General features: G+C 62.8%; 16 protein-coding genes and 1 pseudogene. 8 read left to right on the top strand and 9 right to left on the bottom strand.

Annotated elements, in window-relative coordinates:
- The first annotated feature begins 31 nt into the window (after nt 1-31).
- Nucleotides 32-994: an NRDE family protein gene (locus MSG32_RS00650; RefSeq protein WP_248376924.1), complete on the top strand. Its 963-nt coding sequence runs from the start codon at nt 32-34 to the stop codon at nt 992-994.
- Here the strand turns inward: MSG32_RS00650 and ptsP are convergent.
- Nucleotides 987-3,287 carry a phosphoenolpyruvate--protein phosphotransferase gene (gene ptsP, locus MSG32_RS00645; protein ID WP_248376920.1) on the bottom strand — a complete coding sequence of 767 codons (2,301 nt, stop codon included), beginning with the start codon at nt 3,285-3,287 and terminating at the stop codon, nt 987-989. The genes MSG32_RS00650 and ptsP overlap by 8 nt on opposite strands.
- Before the next feature lie 308 nt (nt 3,288-3,595).
- Nucleotides 3,596-4,069, bottom strand: a pseudogene (locus MSG32_RS00640) (RNA pyrophosphohydrolase); the annotation flags it as partial.
- A gap of 260 nt (nt 4,070-4,329) precedes the next feature.
- On the opposite strand from MSG32_RS00640, the gene MSG32_RS00635 reads away from it, so the two are divergent.
- Together MSG32_RS00635 and MSG32_RS00630 are read left to right on the top strand one after the other, a co-directional pair.
- A complete protein-coding gene (locus MSG32_RS00635) occupies nt 4,330-4,986 on the top strand; it encodes an HAD family hydrolase (RefSeq protein ID WP_054555583.1) in 657 nt (218 codons plus the stop codon).
- Between the two features lie 258 nt (nt 4,987-5,244).
- Complete coding sequence (locus MSG32_RS00630) at nt 5,245-6,636, top strand: FAD-dependent oxidoreductase (protein WP_043331433.1); 1,392 nt, start codon at nt 5,245-5,247, stop codon at nt 6,634-6,636.
- Between the two features lie 109 nt (nt 6,637-6,745).
- Here MSG32_RS00630 and rsd read toward each other — a convergent pair whose 3' ends face one another.
- From rsd to MSG32_RS00600, 6 genes are all read right to left on the bottom strand, one after another.
- The gene (gene rsd, locus MSG32_RS00625) at nt 6,746-7,240 is read right to left on the bottom strand and encodes a sigma D regulator (protein WP_248376919.1); all 495 of its coding nucleotides are present in this window, start codon (nt 7,238-7,240) and stop codon (nt 6,746-6,748) included.
- A 126-nt stretch (nt 7,241-7,366) separates the two neighbouring features.
- Nucleotides 7,367-7,927 carry a disulfide bond formation protein B gene (locus MSG32_RS00620; RefSeq protein ID WP_082388316.1) on the bottom strand — a complete coding sequence of 187 codons (561 nt, stop codon included), beginning with the start codon at nt 7,925-7,927 and terminating at the stop codon, nt 7,367-7,369.
- A gap of 271 nt (nt 7,928-8,198) precedes the next feature.
- Nucleotides 8,199-9,797, bottom strand: a complete 1,599-nt coding sequence (gene gshA / locus MSG32_RS00615) for a glutamate--cysteine ligase (RefSeq protein WP_082388318.1) — start codon at nt 9,795-9,797, stop codon at nt 8,199-8,201.
- A gap of 164 nt (nt 9,798-9,961) precedes the next feature.
- The gene (locus tag MSG32_RS00610; RefSeq protein WP_248376918.1) at nt 9,962-12,385 is read right to left on the bottom strand and encodes a Tex family protein; all 2,424 of its coding nucleotides are present in this window, start codon (nt 12,383-12,385) and stop codon (nt 9,962-9,964) included.
- A gap of 160 nt (nt 12,386-12,545) precedes the next feature.
- Nucleotides 12,546-13,043 carry a peptide-methionine (R)-S-oxide reductase MsrB gene (msrB, locus tag MSG32_RS00605; protein ID WP_054555585.1) on the bottom strand — a complete coding sequence of 166 codons (498 nt, stop codon included), beginning with the start codon at nt 13,041-13,043 and terminating at the stop codon, nt 12,546-12,548.
- Nucleotides 13,044-13,185: 142 nt separating this feature from the next.
- Complete coding sequence (locus MSG32_RS00600) at nt 13,186-13,947, bottom strand: SDR family oxidoreductase (RefSeq protein ID WP_054555586.1); 762 nt, start codon at nt 13,945-13,947, stop codon at nt 13,186-13,188.
- Between the two features lie 560 nt (nt 13,948-14,507).
- On the opposite strand from MSG32_RS00600, the gene MSG32_RS00595 reads away from it, so the two are divergent.
- From MSG32_RS00595 to MSG32_RS00575, 5 genes are all read left to right on the top strand, one after another.
- Nucleotides 14,508-15,071 (top strand): FxsA family protein, encoded by a 564-nt coding sequence (locus MSG32_RS00595; protein ID WP_248376916.1) that lies wholly within the window; start codon nt 14,508-14,510, stop codon nt 15,069-15,071.
- Between the two features lie 637 nt (nt 15,072-15,708).
- Nucleotides 15,709-16,002, top strand: coding sequence for a co-chaperone GroES (locus tag MSG32_RS00590; RefSeq protein WP_043331438.1), 294 nt, complete (start codon nt 15,709-15,711; stop codon nt 16,000-16,002).
- Between the two features lie 57 nt (nt 16,003-16,059).
- Entirely contained in the window at nt 16,060-17,709 is a 1,650-nt protein-coding gene (groL, locus tag MSG32_RS00585; protein ID WP_043331439.1) for a chaperonin GroEL, read from the top strand.
- Nucleotides 17,710-18,045: 336 nt separating this feature from the next.
- Nucleotides 18,046-18,864 (top strand): RNA methyltransferase, encoded by an 819-nt coding sequence (locus MSG32_RS00580; RefSeq protein ID WP_248376914.1) that lies wholly within the window; start codon nt 18,046-18,048, stop codon nt 18,862-18,864.
- A 474-nt stretch (nt 18,865-19,338) separates the two neighbouring features.
- The gene (locus tag MSG32_RS00575) at nt 19,339-19,542 is read left to right on the top strand and encodes a hypothetical protein (protein ID WP_248376911.1); all 204 of its coding nucleotides are present in this window, start codon (nt 19,339-19,341) and stop codon (nt 19,540-19,542) included.
- A 255-nt stretch (nt 19,543-19,797) separates the two neighbouring features.
- Here MSG32_RS00575 and rpsA read toward each other — a convergent pair whose 3' ends face one another.
- Nucleotides 19,798-21,477: a 30S ribosomal protein S1 gene (gene rpsA / locus MSG32_RS00570; protein ID WP_043331442.1), complete on the bottom strand. Its 1,680-nt coding sequence runs from the start codon at nt 21,475-21,477 to the stop codon at nt 19,798-19,800.
- Nucleotides 21,478-21,712: the final 235 nt, after the last annotated feature.

Here is a 21,712-nt window from a genome sequence, read left to right as displayed (position 1 = left end):
TTTTCTCCCGACCCCCTGATGGAGTGGCGACATGTGCCTGATGGCATTTGACTGGCAACCGGACTCGCCGCAGGGCGAATGCCTGCTACTGATCGGCAACCGGGATGAGTTTCACGCACGCGCCACCGCCGGGCTCTGCGTGTGGCCGGATGGTGTCCTGTGCGGCGGACGCGACCTGGTGGCCGGCGGCGGCTGGCTGGTCATGCACCCCGCCGGCAGCCTCGCCACGCTGACCAATGTGCGCCAGCTGGACCACCCTGCCCCGACGGCCAGCATCAGCCGTGGCCAGCTGGTCGCGGCCGCGGCGCGTCAGGCGCTGGGCCGATGCTCACGCTGGCGCCTTGAAGACTGGTTGCGCGCACTGGTCGCGGGAGAGAGCGTGCCCGCGGCACTGGAGGGAGCGGATGCACAGAAGCTCTCTGCGCTGACGCTTGAGGCCGTGGACTGGTGCAACCTGCTGGTCTGCGATGGCAAGGCGTTGTGGCGCCTGCATCATGGCCCGCAAGGGGCCGAGGTGACCCGCCTCGGCGCGGGCATCCATAGCCTGAGCAATGGCCATCCCGGGAGCGACTGGCCCAAGCAACGACGCCTGAGCGGCCGCCTGGCAGCCCTCCTCGACCCGTCAGTCCGTGCCGGTCAGACAACCGCACGGCCATTGAGCGACGACGCGCTGCTCGACCTGCTCAAGGATGACTGGCGGCCCGCGCCGACTCAGCTACCGGCCACCGGACTCTCGCCCGAACGCGAAGCCCTGCTGTCCAGCCCGTTTATCGTCAGCGCCGAATATGGCACGCGGGCCTCGACCCTGGTGCGCTGGCAACGCCACCCGACAAGGGATACGACTGATCCGTCCGGAGTGGTGCAGACCTTGACCCTGCTGGAGCGCCGTTTCAGCCCTGAGGGCCATACCATCGCCAGCCGCAGGGCCATGACCCGCTTGCTCGCCACGGGGAGCGACGAGGAAGGAGATATCGGCAGCTGGCGGCTCAGCTAGTCGTCTCACCAGCCTTCTGTGCCACAGGCGCGTTGTCGCGCGGCGGCAGCAGATGGGCCAGATCCCAGGCCTGCAGGCGGTGGAGCAACAGGTCATGAACCTCATCGGCGGTGGGCTGACACAGCACCTCGTCCACCAGCCCCTGCGCCGCACCCAGTGACACCCGCCGAATGGCCGCACGCACGCGCGGCAGGCTCGGGGCATTCATCGACAGACTGTCAAAGCCCATGCCCAGCAGCAGCAAGGCCCCGGCGGGGTCGCCCGCCAGCTCACCGCAGACGCTCACCGGCATCTTGAGCGCACGCGACTCTTCCGCCAGACGCGCCAGGGCGCGCAACACCGCCGGATGGCAGGCATCGTAGAGACTCGCCACGCGCGGGTTGTTGCGGTCCACCGCCAGCAGATACTGGGTGAGGTCATTGGAGCCTACCGAGAAGAAGTCGACCCGGGTGGCGAGCGCCTCCAGCTGGTAGAGCGCCGCCGGCACCTCGATCATCACGCCGACACTCGGTCGCGAGACGTTGATGCCCTCTTCGGCCAGCTCGACCAGCGCCCGATTGACCAGCGCCAGCGCCGCATCGACTTCCTCGATTCCCGAGATCATCGGCAGCATGATGCGCAGATTGTCCAGCCCTTCCGCGGCACGCAGCATGGCCCGCAGCTGCACCATCAGCACCTCGGGGTGATCGAGCGTCACCCGGATACCCCGCCAGCCCAGGAAGGGATTGGCCTCGTTGATCGGGAAATAGGGCAGGTCCTTGTCGCCGCCGATATCCAGCGTGCGCATGGTGACCGGCAGCGGCGCGAAGCCCAGCAGCTGCTCACGATAAAGACGCGCCTGCTCCTGCTCGCTGGGGAAGCGGTCACTCATCATGAACGGTACTTCGGTGCGGTAGAGCCCGACCCCGCCGACCCGCGACTTGAGCGACGCGACGGAATCCAGCGCCAGGCCGGTATTCACCATCAGCGGCAGAACATGACCATCCGGGGTCACACTTGGCAGATCCTGCTCCTGTTCCAGCAGCGCACTCAACGCCTGCTCCTCCTCGATCAACCGTGAATAGTAGGCGCCGAGCTCAAGCTCGGGACGCACTACCAGTCGACCACGGTGACCATCGAGAATGACCGGTGCACCGCCCAGTCGCGACAACGGAAGATCCACCATGCCCAGCACGGTGGGAATCCCCATCGCACGCGCCAGGATGGCGACATGCGAGGTACTCGAGCCACTGACCGCGACCAGCCCCTTGAGGCGTTCACGCGGGACTTCCCCCAGCGTGGCGGGGCTGATCTCGTGACCGATGAGGATGGTGTTTTCCGGGTATTCGATCGGACCGCTGTCACCCTCTTCCTGCAGATGTGACAACACGCGGCGCCCAAGATCCCGTATGTCGGCGGCTCTTTCGCGCAGATAGTCGTCATCGACCCGCTCGAGATACTGCACATGGCGGCGCACGATATCGGCCAGCGCCGCCGGCGCCCACTGTCCTTCACGGATGCGCTTCTCGACTTCCTGCCCCAGCGCCGCGTCGCCCAGCATCTGCTGATAGACCTCGAACAGCGCATGTTCCTGGGTGGAGATACGACTGGCGAGACGCTCCGCCGCGACGCGAATCTCTTCGCGCACGGCGTTGATCGCCTCCTTGAGGCGTGCGATCTCGAATTCGATATCGGTGGGGATCAGGTCGGGGACAGCGTCCAGGTCGGCAGGCGGAGACAGCACGAAGGCCTTGCCGATGGCGATGCCGGGCGAGCCGGCCACGCCGGAGAAGGTCGCCTGGCCGCTGGTACCGGCCAGCTTGCCCAGCGCCCCGGTGGCCAGGGCGTGGGCCAGCACTCCCGCCAGCTGCGCGCCGAGGGTGACAAGGAAGGCTTCCTCACCTTCATCGAAACGGCGCTTCTCGTGCTGCTGGATGACCAGCACCCCGAGCACGCGACGCTGATGGATGATGGGGACACCGAGGAAGCTGGAGAAACGCTCCTCTCCGGTCTCCTCGAAATAACGGAATTGGGGATGTGCGGGCGCATCCTCGAGGTTGAGCGGCTCTTCTCTGAGCGCCACCATCCCGACCAGGCCCTCGCCACGTGCCAGACTGACCTGCCCCACCGACGACGAGCGCAGACCGATGGTGTCCTTGAGCACGAAGCGATCGCTTTCCGGTGCCAGCAGATAGACGGAGCAGACGTCCGTCTTCATGGCCTTGCGTATGCGCAACACCATGGTCGCCAGTGCCGCGTCCAGAGAACGTGCGCCATTGACCTCCTGAACGATACGACGTAGCACCTCAAGCATGGAGTACCTCAAGCATGGTGTATCTCGCGCATCGAAGACGTCGAGAAGGTGATTGCTCAGCCAAGGCGGCGTGACCCACGCTCAGCCACCCGCGCCCATCAACGCCATCAGCCGGACGAATGTCGCCCGTGACCCTCGGAGCCGGCGCCATCGGCCCCGGAATCTGCGGCACCTGTGCCATCGAGCCCCTTGGCCGCCGCGTTGGCAGTAGCGACCGGTGAGCCACTGGCGCCAGGCGTCCCGCAGGCGCCCCGCGCCTCATGCAGCGATGGCCCCTCGGCGAGCGCCTTGAGCCGCTCGGTGTCCACCAGACGCTGCAGACGCGGCGCCAACTCACGCAGGGCGCGCCGATAGACCTCACGCTTGAAGGCCACGACCTGCCCCAGCGGATACCAGTAGCTTACCCAACGCCAGCCATCGAATTCAGGGTTGGGCGTGGTATCCACACTTACGCGGTTGTCCTGACAGCGAATCTGCAACAGGAACCACTTCTGCTTCTGACCGATGCAGATCGGTCGGGAGTGCGTTCTTACCATGCGTCTGGGTAACCGGTAGCGCAGCCATCCACGGGTGCAGGCCAGTATCTCGACGTCCTCAGCTTTCAGGCCGATCTCTTCTTCGAGTTCACGAAACAGCGCCTGTTGCGGTGTCTCGTTTGGCTTGATGCCCCCTTGCGGAAACTGCCACGCATTCTGTCCTACCCGGCGCGCCCAGAGCAGCTGGCCCTCACAGTTGGCAATGATGATGCCAACGTTGGGGCGAAAGCCGTCAGCGTCGATCACGGATGTCACCTTTGATTCGTTAATTGAAACCATTCTTCCACAAAGGCTGAAAGCGCTTCAATACGCGGTTTGGCGGTGTGAAAGCCCGAGCACCTCTGCAATAATCGCTGCCTTCACGCTATTGCAGTGCAACACGGCCGTGCGAGACTGCTCGTCGGCCACCGTACACCCGCGCAAACACTGGGCCGGCACCCTATCGTGCTCTGTTGTCCGTGTCTGTCGCCCAGCCGTGTGTGGCTGGGCAGAGCAAGGAGTTTTCCGTGAGTCTGGCCATCTTTGATCTCGACAATACCCTGATCGCCGGGGACAGTGATCACGCCTGGGGCGAATTTCTGGTCGAACAGGGCGCTGTCGACGCCAACGTCTACCGTGAAGCCAACGAGCGCTACTACCAGCTCTACCAGAGTGGCGAGCTGGACATTCACGAATACCTGGCCTTCTCACTCAAGCCGTTGTCCGAGAACAGTCCGGAGCAGCTGGCGGCCTGGCACCAGCAGTTCATGGCCGCCAAGATCGAGCCCATCATCCTGCCGCGGGCGGAAGAGCTGCTGGCACGTCACCGGGCACGCGGCGACACCCTGCTGATCATCACCGCCACCAATCGCTTCATCACTGCTCCCATCGCGGACCGCCTGGGCGTCGATGAGCTGATCGCCATCGAGCCCGAGATCGTCAACGGCCGCTACACCGGTCGCGTCAGCGGCGTCCCCAGCTTCCAGGCCGGCAAGGTGACCCGCCTCGAGGCCTGGCTGGCCGAGCGTGACCACACCCTGGATGGCAGCACCTTCTACAGCGACTCCATCAATGACCTGCCGCTGCTGGAGCGTGTCGATACTGCCATCGCAGTGGACCCGGATGAGCAACTGCGCGCCGCCGCTGACGCGCGCGATTGGCGGATCATTTCGCTGCGCGACTGATAAGAGACTGATTTACATCGTTTTTATCGATCCATAAGGTCGAGCAGCCTCAGCTATAAGGTTTTCATGTGGCTACAAGCATTCACCATAAAGTCGACCTTATTTGCTGAATCATTTCGCACAAGATGTGTCTATAATGTGTGTCCATCGAACCGTCGAGCCTGGTGCGGCAACTTTTGCCCCGTCACGGCAGGACGGCCTCCGGAATCCCGGTCGGGTCCGGGGGATGTCCCTCACCAACCTTGAGCGTGAGCAGCCATGTCCTCAACGACATACGATGTCCTGATTGTGGGTGGCGGCGTGTCCGGCACCGCCCTTCTCTATGAACTCGCCCGCTACACCGACCTCAAGTCGGTCGGCCTGGTGGAAAAGTACGACCACGTCGCGATCGTCAACTCGCACGGTCGCAACAACTCCCAGACCATTCACTGCGGCGACATCGAGACCAATTACACGGTCGAGAAGGCGCGTGTGACCAAGCGCACCGCGGGCATGGTGGTCAACTTCGCCACCAAGCTCAGCGAGAGTGAGCGCGATCACATCGTCTACAAGTATCCGAAGATGGTGCTGGCGGTCGGTGCCAAGGAATGCCAGTTCCTGCGCAAGCGTTTCGACACCTTCAAGCAGCTGTTCCCCAACCTGAAGCTGCTCGAGCGTGATGACATCGCCGAGCTGGAGCCGAAGGTGGTGGAAGGTCGTCGTCCTGACGAGGAAATCGTCGCGCTGGGTTCCACCGACGAATATACCGCCGTCAACTACACCACCCTGTCGGAAGCCTTCGTCAGCGAAGGCGAGAAGGCAGCGGCCGAGAAAGGCATGAACTTCGACGTTCGCCTCTCGACCGCCGTGGAAGACATCCGCAAGGAAGGTGACGTCTACAAGGTCAAGACCGACAAGGGCGAGCTCAGCGCACGCTATGTCGTGGTCAGCGCCGGCGGTCACTCCCTGCTGTTCGCCCACAAGATGGGTTACGGCCTGGACAAGTCCTGCCTGCCGATGGCCGGCTCCTTCTACTTCACCCCGAAGGTGCTCAACGGCAAGGTCTACACCATCCAGAACGAGAACCTGCCGTTCGCCGCCGTCCACGGCGACCCGGACGTGCTGGTGGAAGGCAAGACCCGCTTCGGCCCGACCGCCCTGATGCTGCCGCTGCTGGAGCGCTACAACGGCAAGACCTTCTGGGAGTTCCTCAAGGTGCTGCGCATGGACCGCAACGTCGTCAAGGCCCTGTGGGACCTGATGAAGGTGCGCGACATCCGCAACTACATCTTCAAGAACTTCATGTTCGAGGTGCCGGTGCTGCGTGAGCGTCTGTTCCACGGCGACATCAAGAAGATCGTGCCGAGCCTGGACGTCAAGGACGTCAGCTTCGCCAAGGGCTTCGGTGGCGTTCGTCCGCAGTTGATCGACAAGAGCAAGCAGAAGCTCGTGATGGGCGAAGCCAAGATCAATCCGGGCACCGGCATCGTCTTCAACATGACGCCGTCACCGGGTGGCACCAGCTGTCTGGGCAACGCCGAGAAGGACATGTATCTCGCCCAGGAATTCCTTGGCTTCAACATCGACAAGGAAACCTTCGAGCGTGATCTGCTGACCGGCGAGATCGAACTGACCGAGATCGAGCGTCCGGAAGCCTCCTCACTGATGTAAGCCTCTTTGCGAGACATGCATCGGGATGAGCATCAAAAAGCCCCGCCAGCGAATGCTGGCGGGGCTTTTTGATGGGCGCCTGTTGATGAGAGCCTGGCGGGAGGCGGCCTCAGGACACCGACGGGGCCGACTGGGCAATAGGCTCGTGCACCGCATGCAGACGCTGGATCAGCTGATCCTCCAGCGCGAAGCGCTCGGTCAGCCCCTGCTGCAGACGGGCCAGCCATTCTGGCAGTCGGGCACGATAGTGCTGGCAGCGGGTAGGGCTGGAGAAATCCTCATCGAAGGACAGCACCAGCTCGGTGGAAGGCTCCAGGCGCTGCATCAGCTGCTCGCAGACCGCCAGTGCCGCGGTGTCCTCGAAGACACGACCTTCTTCCTTGAGCTGAGGATAGACCTCGAAATGCCCCGCAGAGATGTAGTCCATCAAAAGCTCGATGAAGCGATTGACGCGTGTCATCTCGAGCTGCTCGAGGTCATTGACGCAGGCCTCGTGCAGATCCATGAAGCAGACCAGCATCTCGCGTCGCTGGTCCAGCCAGCGATCAACCAACTGATGAACGCCACGAAAGCGTTCCGCCGCAGTGGTGCATTCCTCCAGCATGGGCGCCTCCTCTGGCATGACCCGAACGATAGGGGCTGACATCCGGTGCTCGCCCCGCTGCCAACCCACTATCCTCCATGCCGTGCACGCTGCCAACCCCCCACCATGGTGGCAGGGCATATTGCCTCAACGGCGGAAGCTGCTCCACAGCATCGCCAGCGGTACCAGCGCCAGCCCACAGAAGCCGATCAACGACCACTGCGGGATCGAGAGCCCCAGCCATTGCGCGCTGATCTGGGCGCACTCACCGGAGGCGTTGAGCACCTGGGTGATCACGTCCCATACCGGCAGCACTTCCAGCATGTAGTTGAGGCCCGGGCCACAGGCCGGCACCTGATCCGGCGGCAGTGACTGCAGCCAGATATGGCGACCCGCCAGCACGACCGCGCCAATGCTGCCGGCCAGTGCGCCCAGCGCGTAGATGCGCGTGCCGATGCGTCCGGGGCCATGCAAGGCTCCCAGCAGGAAGAAGACGCCGGCCACGGCCACCGCCACGCGCTGGAAGATGCACAGCGAACACGGCGCCAGATCGAAGGCGAACTGCAGCACGAAGGCCACGCCCAGCAAAAAGGCGCACCCCAGCGCTCCCAACAGACACCATTGACGCCCGCTCCAGCTCGCCAGGCGGGCAAGCCCGCCCTTGCGCGCGACCGGCTGCTGTCCCGATTGTTTGTCCGCTTGTGTCATTTGCCGTCCTTGCCGGTGGAACTCCAGTGGAGTCATGGGTGAGAAATGACGCAGCCGCAAGACCATCAAGGCCCTGCGACTGCATTGAGGCTTGCACCACGTCGTGCCCCGCAGCCGCGCTCAGTCTGGCTGCACAGGCCACATACATCATCGGCGCCTCAAGCCTGAGGCGCCGATGATGAAGCGATAGCGAATCCGTCACTATCAGCGACTGATGCCTATCATGCCGTGTCGCGATGACCTGAACATGAATTGGCGTTGCGTCACGAGATCACGCCGGTTGCGTACCATGGGCGGACGCGAAGTACTCGGCCATGAAGGTGTCGAAATCCTGATGATCGCCCTTCTCGATATCGCCCTGCTGCTGCAGCGAGGTCTCGACCAGCTGATCGAGCAGATAGCCGCGCGCACGCTCCGTCGGCTCTGACTTGAACTGCTCGGCCTGACCCTTGGCCAGTGCCAGCACTTCGTCGACGAAGTTGCTGCCGTTGTCGAGCATGCTGGTCAGCAGACGGCCCGACGGTGTGGTCTGGGCATCGTCGAAGCGCGGCGCGAGCGCCGCCAGCGCATCACGGTGCGCACTGCCCGTCTTGTCACCACTGTCGAGCAGGCCCGCGACTTCGCCCAGCTCATCCATGATGTTGGCCGCCAGATCGCGCAGGCGACGCTCTTCACCATTGACGCTCAGGGTCAGTTCCGGATCACGCCCGGCTTCGACCACGCGACGCTTGCTGTTGTCGAGCGTGGCGCATTCCTCGTCGTCTATCCACGGGCTCTCGGTCAGCAGACACCAGATCAGGAAGGTATCGAGGAAGCGGATCTGCGTCTCGTCGATCCCGACCGGCAGGAAGGGGTTGAGATCCAGACAGCGCACTTCGATGTACTCGACACCACGCCCTTCCAGTGCCTGGCTGGGCGTCTCGTTCTGCCGGGTGACGCGCTTGGGACGGATGTCGGAGTAGTACTCGTTCTCGATCTGCAGGATGTTGCTGGAGAGCTGCGACCAGCTGCCATCGGCCTGCTTGACGCCCAGCTTCTCGTAGTCCTTCCACGGCGTGACGATGGCGTGACGCAGCGTGCCGACGAAGTTGTCCAGCGAGTTGAAGCAGATCTTGAGCTGCGCCTGCACCTTGTTCTGATAGCCCAGGTCCGACATGCGCAGGCTGGTGGCGTAGGCCGAGACCAGGCTGCGGTCCGCCTGACGCTTGAGGCGATCATCATTGCCGCCGTCAAGGAAGCTCTCATCGATGCCCGGCGAGGCGCCAAACAGATAGAGCAGGATCCAGCTGTGACGACGGAAGTTGCGGATCAGCTCGAAATAGCGACGCGAGCGGAAGTCGCGCGCATCTTCCGCCTCTGCCCCTTCCAGCCCCTGCAGCAGGCTCCAGAAATCATCCGGCAGCGAGAAGTTGTAATGGATACCGGCAATCGACTGCATGATGCGCCCGTAGCGGACGTCCAGCCCCTTGCGGTAGATATGCTTCATGGTGCCGCTGTTGGAGGTGCCGTAATCGGCGATCGGCACGCTGTCATTGCCGTGCAGACGCGGCGGCATGCTGGCCGGCCAGATCAGCTCATCGCCCAGGTTGCGATAGCTGAAACGATGCAGGTCAGCCAGAAACTCCAGCGACTCCTTGGGACGAGTGAACACCGGGGTGATGTACTCGAGCAGAGACTCGGAATAGTCCGTGGTGATGTACGGGTGGGTCAGCTTCGACCCCAGAGAACGCGGATGCGGCGTCTGGCTGATGTCACCGCCAGCGGTAACCCGCAGGCCTTCCTTCTCGATACCACGGCGCAGGCGCCCGAAGAGACCCTGACGGGCCTGGGGCGTGAGTCGCGCAATGGCGGACGCGAGTTGCTCGGACAAGGTATGAACCCTTTCGCATGGGGAGAAGCCCAGCCTCTCCGGTCGAATTGGATGACCATGGCCCGCGTGCTGCACCGGATGCCATGCAAGACGCGAACGGCAGGTACCGTTCGCGTCAGGTCAGTATGCCCACATTATGGGCGCGTAAAAAATGCTTTCAAGGCTTATGATTTCGACTTGCGCGCATTGAGCAATGCTGCTGCCATCGCATTGTTGGCCGGTGCCGCGCCGCCGCTCGCGCCAGAATTGCTGCCGCGACCACCGCGCTCCTGACGGCCACCGCCACCTTGCGAGCGCCCACCGCGACCACCCTCTGCGCCGCGTCGCGCCTCGCCTTCCGCGCCTTTCTCGGCGGGAGTATCGCTCATGCGCATGCTCAGCGCGATGCGCGCGCGCGGGATGTCGACTTCCATCACCTTGACGCTGACGATATCGCCCGCCTTGACCACCTCGCGCGGGTCGGCAACATACTTTTGCGACAGGGCAGAGATGTGTACCAGGCCGTCCTGATGCACGCCGATGTCCACGAAGGCTCCGAAGTGAGTCACGTTGGTGACGACGCCCTCAAGCTTCATGCCCGGTTCGAGGTCCTTGAGGGTCTCGACACCTTCCTTGAACTCGGCGAAGCGGAATTCGGGGCGCGGGTCACGTCCCGGCTTGTCCAGCTCACGCAGGATATCGGTCACCGTCGGCAGGCCGAAGTGCTCATCGGTGAATTCCGTCGGCTTCACGGTGCGCAGAAAGGCGCTGTCACCCAGCAGACTCGGCAGATCACGCCCGTGCGCCTTGGCGATGCGTTCGACCAGCGGATAGGCCTCCGGGTGGACGGCACTGGCATCCAGTGGATTCTTGCCCGCAGCGATACGCAGGAAACCGGCACACTGCTCGAAGGTGCGCGGGCCCAGCCGGCTGACCTTGAGCAATTCCTGGCGCGAGGCGAAACGGCCGTTGGCATCACGGTGCGCGACGATATTCTCGGCAAGCGTGGTGTTGAGACCCGCGACGCGTGACAGCAGCGCGCTTGAGGCCATGTTGAGGTCGACGCCGACACCGTTGACACAATCCTCGACGACGGCCTCCAGGCTGCGCCCCAGCTGCACCTGACTGACATCGTGCTGGTACTGGCCGACACCGATGGACTTGGGCTCGATCTTGACCAGCTCACCCAGCGGATCCTGCAGACGACGGGCGATGGAGACCGCGCCGCGGATGGTCACGTCCAGGTCCGGGAATTCGCGCGCCGCATATTCCGAAGCCGAGTAGATGGACGCCCCGGCCTCGTTGACCATCACCTTCTGCAGGCGACGGCCGGACAGGCGCGTCAGCACGTCGGCGGCCAGCTTGTCGGTCTCGCGCGAGGCGGTGCCGTTGCCGATGGCGATCAGCTCGACGTCATGCCGCTCGACCAGCTTGACCAGCTCGGCCACCGAGGCGTCCCAGCGATTGTGTGGCGCATGCGGATAGATGGTGGCCTGATCGACATACTTGCCGGTGGCATCCACCACCGCGACCTTGACGCCGGTACGCAGACCCGGGTCCAGACCCAGCGTGGCCTTGGGGCCCGCCGGCGCCGCCAGCAGCAGGTCCTTCAGGTTGTCGGCGAAGACCTGGATGGCCTCCTGCTCGGCGCGCTCGCGCAGGCGGCCGATCAGCTCGCTCTCCAGATGGGTATAGAGCTTGACGCGCCAGGTCCAGCGCACCACTTCCTTCAACCAGCGGTCCGCGGCGCGCCCTTGATCCTCGATGGAGAAATGCGCCGCGATGGCGCCTTCCATCGGGTGACGCGGCAACTCATCTTCGCCTTCAAGCTTGAGCGCGAGACTCAGCACGCCTTCGTTGCGACCACGCAGCATGGCCAGCGCACGGTGCGAGGGCGCCTTGTGCAGCGGCTCGTCATGCTCGAAGTAATCGGAGAACTTGGCGCCCTCCTGCTCCTTGCCCTTCATGACGCGCGCACTGAGGATGCCATCGTCCCACAGACGTTGACGCAGGCGACCGACCAGCGCGGCGTCCTCCGCGAAGCGCTCCATCAGAATCTGCTTGGCGCCATCCAGCGCCGCCTTGGTATCGGCCACGTCCTTGTCGGCAGCGACGAAACCGGCCGCCTGAGCCTCCGGCTCCAGCGTCGGGTCCGCAAGCAGCGCATCAGCCAGAGGCTCAAGCCCCGCTTCACGCGCGATCTGGGCCTTGGTACGGCGCTTCTTGCGATACGGCAGATAGAGATCTTCCAGACGCTGCTTGCTGTCGGCGGCCAGCACATCCCGCTCAAGCGTGGCGCTCAGCTTGTTCTGCTCGGCGATCGACTCGAGCACGACCTGACGCCGCTCCTCCAGCTCACGCAGATAGCGCAGGCGCTCTTCGAGCTGACGCATCTGGGTGTCATCGAGCCCGCCGGTGGCTTCCTTGCGGTAGCGCGAGATGAACGGCACGGTCGCGCCGCCATCCAGCAGCTCGACGGTGGCGGTGATCTGTTCTTCGCGCACCCCAAGCTCACCTGCCAGCGCCTGTTGGATGCGGCGAGTGGTGGCAGCGGGCGACAGCGTCGGTGCAGGACGGGAGGTGGTAGCGTCAGTTGCAGTAGCGTCCATGAAACGTCAGTCCCTTACAGCAGAATTCATGCGGCAATATACAGACGGCCCGGTCGTGGAATCGACCGGGCCGTCTGTATCACGATGTCGTCACGTTACCACAAAGCGGCAAGATTGCTTTAGCCGCTCACTGCGACAACCGGGATGCCTCCCAAGCGCCTCACGCGGGCACGAAGCGCAGCGCGACACCGTTGTTGCACCAGCGCAGGCCGGTGGGTTCGGGGCCATCCTCGAAGACATGCCCCTGATGCCCGCCGCAGCGCGCGCAGTGATATTCGGTACGCGGCCAGATGAGCCCGTAGTCGGTCTTGGTCAGAAGGCGCCCTTCGATATGATCGAAGAAGCTGGGCCAGCCGGTGCCGGACTCGAACTTGGTGGCAGAAGAGAACAGCGCCAGATCACAACCGGCACAGCGATACTCGCCGTCGCGATGCTCCTTGTTGAGCTCGCTGGAGCCCGCACGCTCGGTGCCCTCCTCGCGCAGTACGCGATACTGCTCCGGGCTCAGGCGGGCACGCCATTCGTCTTCCTCGAGGGTCAGCGGCGTGATGTCCGCGCCACGCTCGAGCTCGAGCTCCGGACGCGCGGCAGACAGCCTGGGCAGCGCCAGCATCGCGCCCGCCCCCAGCACCAGCCCCATGAATTGGCGACGTTGCATGACGTGTCTCCTTGTAGCAATGAATGGCAATACTGACTTCTACGCGCAGCGGCCTGCGCTGGATGCATCGCCTCAAGAGAAAGCCCCCACGATGCTGCCATCGCGGGGGCTTGGGTCTCATCGGCTGACGCCAGCCATCGGGTCAGATGCGCAGACCACCATCACATTCGATCACTCGCCCGGTGAAGTAGTCATTGTCGAAGATGAAGGCCACGCTGCTGGCGATATCTTCCGGGCGCCCCAGGTCGCGCATCGGGATGCCACTCTTGATCTTGTCGAGCATCTCCGGCTTCATGCCGGCGGTCATCTCGGTGGCGATGAAGCCCGGCGCCACGGCACCGACGCGAATCCTGTAGCGTGCCAGCTCCTTGGCCCAGGTCACGCTCAGCGCCGCGACACCGGACTTGGCGGCGGTGTAGTTACTCTGCCCCATGTTGCCGGCGCGCGAGATGCTGGAGATATTGACGATCACGCCCGGCTGGCCGGCTTCGATCATCTGGCTGGCCGCTTCACGCGTGCACAGGAAGACACCGGTCAGATTGACATCGATGACCTGCTGCCAGCTGGACAGCGACATGGTCTTCTCCACCACGCCATCACGCGCCTTGATCAGCAGCCCATCGCGGGTGATGCCGGCATTGTTGACCAGACCGCTCACCGGCCCCAATGCGCCCTTGATGGCCGAGAAGGCCGCCGTGACGGAATCCTCTTCCGCGACATTGGTCACGAAACCCTGCGCCTTGATGCCTGCAGCCTCCAGACTCGCGACGGCGTCATCCAGGCCGTCCTGTTCGATGTCCAGCAGCGCCAGTACCGCTCCCTTCTCGCCCAGATAGCGCGCCATGGCCAACCCCAGCCCACGAGCGCCGCCCGTAATCGCGATGACCTTGTCGTCAAGCTTCATGTCCCGTCTCCCAGGTTGTCTGCCGGCAGTGAGGAACGTCTGCCGGATGCGAGGCCCGCATGCCGTACGGGCGTCACGATCTATGTGTCGAGTGTCCCGCACCGCGTCCTTCAGTGTTGAGCGTCATCGTGACAGAGAATGCCTCGCGATGACGCCCGCTGCCAGCTCGCGGTGAATTCTCATGATGCAGTGCAACAGATCGCGGCGTGTCCTGCCTCAACGCAGGCGAGATCCGCCAACGCAACGCACTGACGGCGTCAACGCACGCCAGCAACAGCGTGCGCGAAAGCAGGGAATGCTGATGAGTGAGCCTCGGCCCGCCCCCTGCGGACGCGATGGGCTCTGCCTGTCCAGCCCTCTATTGTGCACTGCAACATGCAGCATCGTTCAGCATGGCACCGCTACTCCTGCAGCGCCAGCCATCCACGCCGCCGACCATCAGCGGCTCATCAGCAGATCATGGCCCGTTCATGAGCCCGATTCGACTGTTCCCCATCCGGCGGCTGGTTTACCCTTGACGCATTGGCGCAACCTGCCATTTACCTGCTTCGGGAGAGACGATGCCCATACTGTTAGTGATTACCCTGTTCGGGTTATTGGATTTCGTGGTGCTGTTCAGTCTTGGCAGCCAGATCGGCCTGCTGCCGACCCTGGCGCTGGTGCTGATCACCGGCGCCGTCGGCCTGCATCTGATTCGCCGCGAAGGTCGCGCGACACTGATGCGCGCCCAGGAACGCCTGCAACGTGGCGAGATGCCTTCCGGCGAGCTGATGGAAGGCGCGGCGCTCATCTTCGGCGGTGCCCTGTTGATGGCGCCGGGCTTTCTGTCTGACGCCTTCGGCCTGCTGTGCCTGCTCCCCGCCTCACGGGGACTGTTGACGCGTGGCCTGAGCGGCAATGGTGCGATCGCGCGCTTCTTCAAGGGGCGCTTCTCGGCTACGGGAACCTCGCGCAGCACCCGCACGGGTGACTGGGAAGCCGACGCCCGTGCTGACAGCGCATCACGCAACAGTGGCGATCAGCAGCACGCAAGCGACAACCACGCAGGACAGCAAGGCAGCAGCCAGCAGACCGGCGAGCCACTGGAAGGCGATTACATCAGCCGTGACGAGCCGCGCCTCTAGCGCCTTCTCACGCACAAGCACCACGCACAAGCACCACGCGCAATCGTCTGCTTGGGAATCATGTTTGAAAACGATGGGCCCGGTACTGGAACGCCAGTGCCGGGCCTTTTTGATTCGTGATATCTCGCCTCACAGGCTCCATCACGCTGTCCCCTCCTGTCCTCTCCTATCCTCTCCTGTCCTGCACTGGCCAGCCCCAGCGCCTGTCACTGACCGGGTTCGCGCTCTGTGAGCTGCCCGCCCGAACCCTTGCGTCCTGCAATGACGCTCGCCCTGGCCGCTGACCACCCTCTGGCGTCTTGTACCAATGGACACCGTCTGGAGGCTGCCAGCTATATGCCAACGGTGAATGGCTCGGATACACTCAAGCCGTTGATTCATCTAGCGGAACCTTGCGGTAGACAGACTGCACCCAGGGTGCGTAGCTTTCATGCGACGCACAAGATGCGCCGATTTGAAATTTTTTTATGATCGCCTACTTGAAAGCTGTCCCCCCGCCACCATAAAAGCGGTGCAATGGATAACGGCCACGCCCCCAGCGGCGGGGCCCAACACTCGGTAGGCAACCCCATTGAACGCCAGACTCACCGACAAAGAACGGGAGCTGGCGGGATTTACCATCAGGAGAACGTGAGCAATGAACATTCGTCCCTTGCACGATCGCGTCGTGGTTCGTCGCGTGGAAGAAGAACAGAAAACTGCAGGTGGCATCGTTCTGCCCGGCAGCGCCCAGGAAAAGCCGACCCGTGGCGAGATTCTCGCTGCCGGTAACGGTCGCATCCTCGAAAACGGTGAAGTTCGCCCGCTGGACGTGAAAGTCGGCGATACCGTGATCTTCAAGGATGGCTACGGCGTCGAGAAGCAGAAAATCGACGGCGAAGAGGTGCTGATCATGAGCGAGAGCGACATCCTCGCCGTGGTGGAAGGCTGAGTTTCAGCTTTTTCGGGTTCCAACGCTTCGACTTACTGATTAAAGGTAGAGATAAACATGGCTGCAAAAGACGTTCGTTTCTCCGATGATGCACGCAAGCGCATGGCGCGTGGTGTCAATGTCCTGGCCGACGCGGTCAAGACTACCCTCGGCCCGAAAGGCCGTAACGTGGTACTGGAAAAGTCCTTCGGCGCTCCGACCGTCACCAAGGACGGCGTTTCCGTCGCCAAGGAAATCGAGCTGAAGGACCGCTTCGAGAACATGGGCGCCCAGATGGTCAAGGAAGTCGCTTCCAAGACTTCTGACGTGGCTGGCGACGGCACCACCACCGCCACCGTGCTGGCTCAGTCCATCGTCAACGAAGGCCTGAAAGGCGTGACCGCGGGCATGAACCCGATGGACCTGAAGCGCGGCATCGACAAGGCTGTCATCGAAGCCGTCAAGGCCGTGCGTGAGCTGTCCGTGCCGTGCACCGACACCAAGGCCATCGCCCAGGTCGGCACCATCTCCGCCAATGGCGACTCTCGCATCGGCGAGATCATCGCGGAAGCGATGGAGAAGGTCGGCAAGGAAGGCGTCATCACCGTCGATGAAGGTCGCGGCTTCGAAGACGAGCTGGAAGTGGTCGAAGGCATGCAGTTCGATCGCGGCTACCTGTCTCCGTACTTCGTCACCAACCAGGACACCATGGCGGTCGAACTCGAAGACCCGTACATCCTGCTGGTCGACAAGAAGATCTCCAACATCCGCGAACTGCTGCCGGTGCTGGAAGGCGTTGCCAAGTCCGGCAAGCCGCTGGCGATCATCGCCGAAGACATCGAAGGCGAAGCGCTGGCGACTCTGGTCGTCAACACCATGCGCGGTATCGTCAAGGTCGCTGCCGTCAAGGCACCGGGCTTCGGTGACCGTCGCAAGGCCATGCTGCAGGACATCGCTGTCCTGACCGGTGGCACCGTGATTTCCGAAGAAGTCGGCCTCAACCTCGAACAGGCCAACCTGGACCACCTGGGCACCGCCAAGCGCGTGACCATGTCCAAGGAAAACACCACCATCATCGATGGCGCCGGCAACGAAGGCGATATCGAAGCACGCGTTGCCCAGATCCGCGCTCAGATCGAGGAAACCTCCTCTGATTACGACCGCGAGAAGCTGCAGGAACGTGTCGCCAAGCTGGCCGGCGGCGTTGCCGTCATTCGCGTCGGTGCTGCCACCGAAGTCGAGATGAAAGAGAAGAAAGCTCGCGTCGAAGACGCCCTGCACTCCACTCGTGCAGCCGTCGAGGAAGGCGTCGTGCCTGGCGGCGGTACTGCCCTGGTTCGCGTGCTGGGTCAGCTGGTCGACCTGAAAGGCGACAACGAAGATCAGACTCACGGTATCGCCATCGCACTGCGTGCCATGGAAGCGCCGCTGCGTCAGATCGTCACCAACGCCGGTGAAGAAGCCTCTGTCGTGCTCAACAACGTCAAGGCTGGCGAAGGCAACTACGGTTACAACGCCTCTACCGGCGTCTACGGCGACATGTTCGAGATGGGCGTGCTGGACCCGGCCAAGGTGACCCGTTCTGCACTGCAGTCCGCGGCCTCCATCGGCGGCCTGATGATCACCACCGAATGCATGATCGCTGAAGATCCGGAAGACAAGGCTGCTGCCGGCGGCGGCGACATGGGTGGTATGGGCGGCATGGGTGGCATGGGCGGCATGATGTAAGCCAGCCTCCCCCCACGACTCACCCGTCGTGACCCGAACCGCTCCTGCGCAAGCAGGGGCGGTTTTTTCATGCCTGTCATTCGGCGAGCGCTGCGAGTTCCATGCGGTGAGCAGCGCGAGACCCATACAGTGAACGCCGTGGCCCTCATACGGTAAGCGCCGCGGCTCTCGGCACCTGACGCCTCCCGCTCACCACGCTACACTAGGCGCCACTTTTTGCCGCGACCCGAGACATTGCGCCTGGTGATGACAGTGCATCGAGGCTGAAATGCCTACGGTCACGACCGATGACGCCAACCGCTCAGGCCGCGCGCCTCGCTTGCCCAGGACCTTCTCATGACTGATACCCCCGCCGCTTCCCCGACCACTAGCGCCCTCGACAATGTGCGTGTCGTACTGGTACAGACCTTCCATCCCGGCAACATCGGCGCCACCGCTCGCGCCATTCTGACCATGGGCATCAAGGATCTGGTGCTGGTCAATCCGCGCTGCTTCCCCGACGAGGAAGCGACGCGCATGGCCAGCGGTGCCGCGGAACTGCTGGAAAATGCGCGCGTGGTCGAGCGCCTGGAAGACGCCGTCAATGACTGCCAGCTGGTCATCGGGGCCAGCGCTCGCCTGCGCAGCGTCCCGCTGCCCCACTTCGATGAGCCACGCGAGATGGCGGCGCACGCCATGGATATCGCGCGCGATGGCAAGGTGGCGCTGGTATTCGGCCGCGAGCGCTTCGGGCTGACCAACGAGGAAATCGCCTGCTGCACGCATCAGGTGTCGATCCCCACCAACCCGGACTACGGCATCCTCAACGTCTCACAGGCCGTCCAGGTGCTGGCGCACGAGTGCCGCAGTGCATGGCGCCTGACGCTCGACAAGCCTCAGGAGGCGCCTGTCGCGCGCCGTGAGGATGATCAGCTGCCGACCCGCGAACAACTCGGCTACTTCCATGAGCATCTCGGTCGCGCCCTGCAGGGCTCCGGCTTCCTCAACCAGCCCCACTCCCAGACCGAAGAGCGGCTGCGCGCCCTGTTCGCGCGTGCCGAGCCGACACGTCGCGAGCTCTCCATCCTGCGTGGCATGCTGTCCAATCTTGAGCGTCAGACGGCAGCGGCGAACGCTGGCACAGACAGCCAGCAGAGCGGTCACGAGGCGTCCTGAGTCGTCCACGGCCGCCCCGTCATGTACTGAGGCTCGGACTGTTGCTACTTGGCTCTCGCCACTTCGCAACAGCCTGTCAGCGCAACGTCATCCTTCTGACATGGATCAAGGTGCACTGTAGACCTTCCGCTATGCTTGATAGGCAAGACGTCAGGCACCGCAGAACCCGTCACACAGCCTAGGTATAGAAATACGGGTATAGAAATACCGGCATAGAGATACGGCACAGACCCATGCAGTAGCTGCAGCCCAGCAAGGAAGTCATAGGCGAAGGCTGCAGTGTCAGGCAAAGGCTTCTTTGCGACCTTGAGACCTGCCACGCAGGTCGAGAACTGCCGCAAGAGCAGGCAGAGGCGCCGCCACGCCAACACACGAAGGGCCATGACAGGCCAGCGTGGCGACGCACCTCGAGACACCCACAAGAAGAGCCGACCCTGATCCCACCACGACCATGGACTCACGGAGCGCCTTTACATGACTCAGACAGCCGCACGACAGACACAGACCCCGGACGCGGAACAGCTGGCCAGCGACATCCACCAGCTGGAAGCTCGCCTGCTCAAGACCGACCCGGCGCAGGAACCGACGCTCTACCGCAGCCTGTACTGCACGATCTCGCTACGCCAGATGCAGCTGCTGGCCAAGGTCAGTCAGCCCGCAGCCTCGCAAGCGCATTGAGCGACGCCAGATGAGGTGGTTGGCAAGTGGCGACTGGTAATGACAAGCAACGACCAACAATGACCAGCAGCCACCCGTAACGACCAGGCATGAAAAAACCGCCACCCCGAAGGGTGGCGGTTTTTTTCGTTCCCGCATATGACATACGTCTCATGCAGGATACCGATTCGGAGACGCTGAGGTGACTACCAGAGGCATGTCACCTCAGCGTGGATCCGGACACCCCGCCTCACGAGGAGGCGGAGTGTCTCGGGATCACTCCTGACCCAGCTGCTGCTTGATCAGATCACCGATGGTAGTCGGGCCGTTGCTCTCGACTTCCTGGGTACGCGGCTTGGCAGCATCGCGACGCGGTGCTTCAACCTGGTCCTTGGACTTGACGGACAGGTTGATCAGGCGGCTCTTGCGATCCACACCGACGATCTTGGCTTCGACAGCATCGCCGACGCTCAGGACGTTGCGTGCGTCTTCGACACGGTCAGCGCTGATTTCAGAAGCCTTCAGGATAGCGATGACGTCAGTCGCCAGCTCTACCTGAACTTCCTTGGCATCGATGTCGACAACACGACCGGACACGATAGCGCCCTTGTCGTTGACGGCCAGGTACTCGGAGACCGGATCGCTCTCGAGCTGCTTGACACCCAGAGAGATGCGCTCACGTTCCGGATCGATGGACAGGATGACCGCTTCAGCTTCTTCGCCCTTCTTGTAACGACGCACGGCTTCTTCGCCAGCTTCGTTCCAGGAAATGTCGGAGAGGTGAACCAGGCCGTCGATGCCGCCTTCCAGACCGATGAAGATACCGAAGTCAGTGATTGACTTGATGGTACCGGAGACACGGTCGCCCTTGTTGTGCTTGCCGCTGAAGTCTTCCCACGGGTTGGTGGTGCACTGCTTGATACCCAGGGAGATACGACGACGCTCTTCGTCGATGTCCAGAATCATCACTTCCACGTCATCGCCGACATTGACGACCTTGGACGGGTGGATGTTCTTGTTGGTCCAATCCATTTCGGACACGTGGACCAGACCTTCGACGCCCTCTTCCAGCTCGGCGAAGCAGCCGTAGTCGGTGAGGTTGGTGACGCGTGCGTTGATCTTGGCGCCTTCCGGGTAGCGAGCCTTGATGTTGACCCACGGATCTTCGCCCAGCTGCTTGAGACCCAGAGACACACGGTTGCGCTCGCGGTCGAACTTCAGCACCTTGACATTGATCTCGTCGCCGACAGCAACGATCTCGGACGGATGCTTGATGCGCTTCCATGCCATATCGGTGATGTGCAGCAGGCCGTCAACGCCGCCGAGGTCGACGAAGGCGCCGTAGTCGGTCAGGTTCTTGACGATACCCTGAATCTGCTGACCTTCCTGCAGAGTGGCCAGGAGGGCTTCACGCTCAGCGCTGTTCTCGGCTTCGAGGACGGCACGACGAGACACGACAACGTTGTTGCGCTTGGCGTCGAGCTTGATGACCTTGAAGTCCAGTTCCTTGTTCTCGAGGTGGGCGGTGTCGCGCACAGGGCGGACATCGACCAGAGAACCCGGCAGGAAGGCGCGGATGGTGTTGATGTCGACGGTAAAGCCACCTTTGACCTTGCCGTTGATCACGCCCTTGACGATCTCGTCTTTCTCGAAGGCGGCTTCCAGCTCTTTCCACGCTTCGGCACGCTTGGCCTTCTCGCGGGACAGGCGGGTCTCACCGAAGCCATCTTCCACGGCTTCCAGTGCAACCATGACTTCGTCGCCGATGCTGATGGACAGCTGGCCACTTTCGTCACGGAACTGTTCAGACGGAATCTGACCTTCAGACTTCAGACCGGCATTGACAGTGATCCAGTCGCCATCGATATCCACGATGGTAGCGGACACGATTGCGCCCGGCTCCATGTTGATGTCCTGGAGTGACTGTTCAAATAAATCAGCAAAGCTCTCGCTCATGGTATTCCTACATGATCAACGTTTGGGGCGGCTTGCACCGCAGTCTCCGTACCACCAGCAAGCACGGGCCATATCTACATATCCCCGGGGGCGTTGACGCTGGTTCGAGATACACCGGCTTTCCGCTTGCCGCCGATGCACCCCATGACACCTTGCCGGGGGGTTGATGACACCTCGGTGTCATCTGGGTTCTGCATCATCACTCGCGAAGCGAGCGAAACCCGCTGCTGCCCGA

Origin of the sequence: Cobetia sp. 1CM21F, assembly GCF_023161745.1 — a bacterium.
GTDB lineage: Bacteria > Pseudomonadota > Gammaproteobacteria > Pseudomonadales > Halomonadaceae > Cobetia > Cobetia amphilecti.
This window is presented reverse-complemented; position numbering and strand designations above follow the sequence as displayed.